Raw genomic sequence first — 3,389 nt, forward strand, 5'->3', positions numbered from 1 at the left:
TCCACGCCGCTGGCATGATTGATCCACCACTCATAATTGGGCCGCAGGCGATCGAACATGACGGATAAAAATTCGTAGTCTTTCCGACCCGTAAACTCCAGTTCCTGCTTGTAAAAAACCCAGCTAATGGCGGCCCGAAGTGCGGGTTATTATCCGAGAAATTCCATTCGTACGCGGGTAGACGCCCATCGGGAGCCTGGTAACGAGGGTCGGCATGCAGGTAAAGCTGTTGCTTGGCAAACTCCAGATCAATGCTTTCCATGGCGATGGACTGGAACGCCTGATCCCAGGCCGCAAACCACGGATATTCCCATTTGTCAGGCATAATCATGATGTGCTCGGCATTGAGGTGCTGCCAGTCTGAGTTGCGGCCATGCCAGCGTTCACTCGGCGGAATGGGCTGTCCGACATCCCCTTCCAGCCAGCGACGCACATCGTAGTGATAGTATTGTTTCGACCATAAAAGTCCGGCCCAGGCCTGCCGCTTGATGCGGGTATCGTCTTCGGTAAGCCCTTCCGTTAAGGGAGCATAAAAGGCATTGGCTTCCTCGGCTCGCTGATGAAAAATGTTCTCGAAGTCTTCCCCTAAATCTCCCTGTTCATGTTTACTGAGCCGCAGCCGGATTTCCCGGGACTCGCCAGCTCCTAAGGTAAGAGCATACACGGGAGCGGCCTTGGTTCCCGCAGGTTGCTCGGAAAAGGGTTCGTAGTTGCCCGTCGTAACCGCATCGTGAAAGGCGTCTTTTACGAACGGCGAAGTATTGGGCTGATTAAAAACCCGCTCGGTATTGGTTTCGTTTTCGGTGATCAATACGTGCTGAGCGGGCTCAAAGGTCAAGTGATACGTACCCAGACGGTGATGCGAAGCCCGAAGCTGCTGGTCATTCACCCGCTCAATCACTGGTTTTTCAGCTTCCACATGAAAAGCCCAGCGATTGCGGAACCAGAGCGTTGGTAACACCTGCAGGGTAGCTTCCTCCGTACCTCGATTATGCACGATGACCCGGATGAGGATGTCCTGAGTCTCATGTTTAGCATAGAAAACCTCTACATCAAAGTAAGACTGGTTCTGGAAAATACCCGTGTCCAGTAACTCAAACTCAGGATCATGCGGACTCCGACTGGCGTTTTCCTGTACTAACGCTTCGTAGGGAAAGGCCGCTTGGGGATATTTATACAGCATCCGCATGTGACTGTGCGTCGGTGTATTGTCCAGGTAATAATACAGTTCCTTGACATCCTCCCCGTGATTACCCTGCTCATTGGAAAGGCCAAACAAACGTCTTTTAAATACGGATCTTTTCCATTCCAGAGCGACAAAGCAAAACATAGCGTCTGAGTTTCGTCAGAAATGCCCGCCAGTCCATCCTCACCCCAGCGGTACACCCGCATTCGGGCGTGAGCATGGGGAAAAGAATCCCAGGCCTCGCCATCGGCCGAGTAGTCTTCCCGAACTGTTCCCCATTGACGCTCACTTAAATAAGGGCCCCATTCATACCAGTTTTCTTCATTGGACCATTGCTTGGATAGCCGGTCCTGTTCAACATTTTGATTCATTAACGAACGTATTAGGAGTGTGGATAATTTATTTGGGTGAGAGATTCTAGTATGTATAACCGTTTTCAGACTTCAGAAGCCTGAAATCATTTCCCACGGCAGTAGTAAAAAGAGGCATTTCTTGCCCTCCTGCCAATCACAATCAGTAGGATAGACGGAATAGTTTTCCACCAAATCTGGCAATAGCTCTTTTTTAGAAGCTGATACTAAGGTATTTACAGGATGCTTTTCCTCAAGACTCAATGTCTGATCGATTGGGATGTTTACAATCAGACCAGTAGCGAACGACCGAATCAAGCTGACGGCCAAATTCTGCTAAATCCGGATCTTTTTCGAAAAAAACCCTGAATCGTTAAGTGATACGCTTCTTCCAGTTCTCTTTTAAAGATGGGGTGAGAAAAGAAAACAAAAGGAATCGCTTTGGTCCTAATCGACTGATCTTCATCAAGCTTTTTTCTAAGCTCCATGCCCGTCATGCCACTTAAGTGCACTTCCGAGATAATTAAAAAGGGTTGCAGACTTTTGCTTTGTAAAGCGGCTAATAAGTCTTCGCCGCTTATAAAGAACCGAAGCTGAAGATGTGGAGCAATTTCGCGTAAAAGGTTTTCATAAAGATGACGATCATCTTCATCGTCTTCCAGAATCACCAAAGGGTGCGTATCAAAAGAAAAGGATTGAGCCATTATAGGCAATAATTTATAGTGGATAGTCTGGTTATCCCTATAAAAACTATGCAAGCCCCCGGTAAAGCGTACGTTTGGGCAGGTGAGGTAACGCATGTCAGGTACTAAAACGCAATACTGATCTATCGTATCGTCTCCATTCAGAACATCAGAAATCAGTAAATGCAGCTTTTTACATTAAAAGTCAGGTAACTAACCAGGGCCGGTCTTGTAGTGAATGGCCCCGGTTAGTTACTGACAATTGTCCGTGCGAAGTAGGTTGATCTTTAACAGATAAGGCTCGCTTTTGGAAGAATCAGTTGGTCTGACAGATAGTAAAGCAAACGATCCGGATCATTGCTGAGAATGGATGATAGAGCTATAACTACAGGCCAATCTTTGGAAACAAGCAAGGCATCAAGAAGAAGGATACTTGCTAGGGGGCATCGTATGTATGATCGAATGGTAACGATTAGACAGAAAGGCATACGGGTGGACATAGCTGTATTTCTTCTCTCTAACGTACAGATACTTATAGAACAGCGTTTCCAACGAAATAGCTTACGATGGGGTCTTCTTCAATAAAATACCAACGTTCCGTATAGACTATGAAAAGATTCATTTGGGGTAAGCCTGGTGATGGCAATGGGTTGCCGTGATCAATCAGACATCATTCGTACACCCAATCAATTGATAGGTACCTGGAAAGCCACCTCTCCTGAAGGCAGGTCCTGGAACCGTTGGACCTTCCACGAGACAGATCTGTATGTCTCTAATGATTCCCTGGCGAATTGCCAACCCGTTCAACAGGGACACGCCATTCTTTGGACGTACACTGCCGAGAGAAGAGCTATTGTAACCACATTTGCCGGACCATCCGCTAGCTGGACACCCACTCAAATCCGGTGGTCCGTTCTCTCATTCAATGCTACTCATTTAATCCTTACCTAGTTCGCGGAGAGAAAGGCTGGAGCTTGAAAAATGTGAATAGGAACAATCAATCGATACCAGACTTTAGAATTACAGGGTCTTTTTCAGCAAACGCAAACACGTGCCAAAAGCTTAGGAAAGGTTCCAGGATGTGTTAGGCACATCCTACGGAATCATTAATTTCGTTTATCTGGCACTGATAGTACTTTGAGTAAGGTCTCAACATCAATCGGTTTGGTT

At 46.9% G+C, this 3,389-nt stretch carries 1 protein-coding gene and 1 pseudogene; both read right to left on the reverse strand.

Annotation, left to right across the window (positions count from 1 at the left end; all coding sequences use genetic code 11):
• Window positions 1-1,330 (reverse strand): annotated as a pseudogene (locus tag BWI97_RS26515) (hypothetical protein); the annotation flags it as partial.
• 520 nt (window positions 1,331-1,850) lie between these two features.
• Complete coding sequence (locus BWI97_RS26525) at window positions 1,851-2,336, reverse strand: response regulator (RefSeq protein ID WP_102203444.1); 486 nt, start codon at window positions 2,334-2,336, stop codon at window positions 1,851-1,853.
• Between the last annotated feature and the right edge of the window lie 1,053 nt (window positions 2,337-3,389).

It is taken from the genome of Siphonobacter sp. BAB-5405, assembly GCF_002872335.1.
Classification (GTDB): Bacteria; Bacteroidota; Bacteroidia; order Cytophagales; family Spirosomataceae; genus Siphonobacter.

Bases quoted from the DNA above. Each gene is read 5' to 3' on its own strand.
- BWI97_RS26525 (WP_102203444.1), bottom strand. From the start codon at position 2,336: ATGCGTTACCTCACCTGCCCAAACGTACGCTTTACCGGGGGCTTGCAT.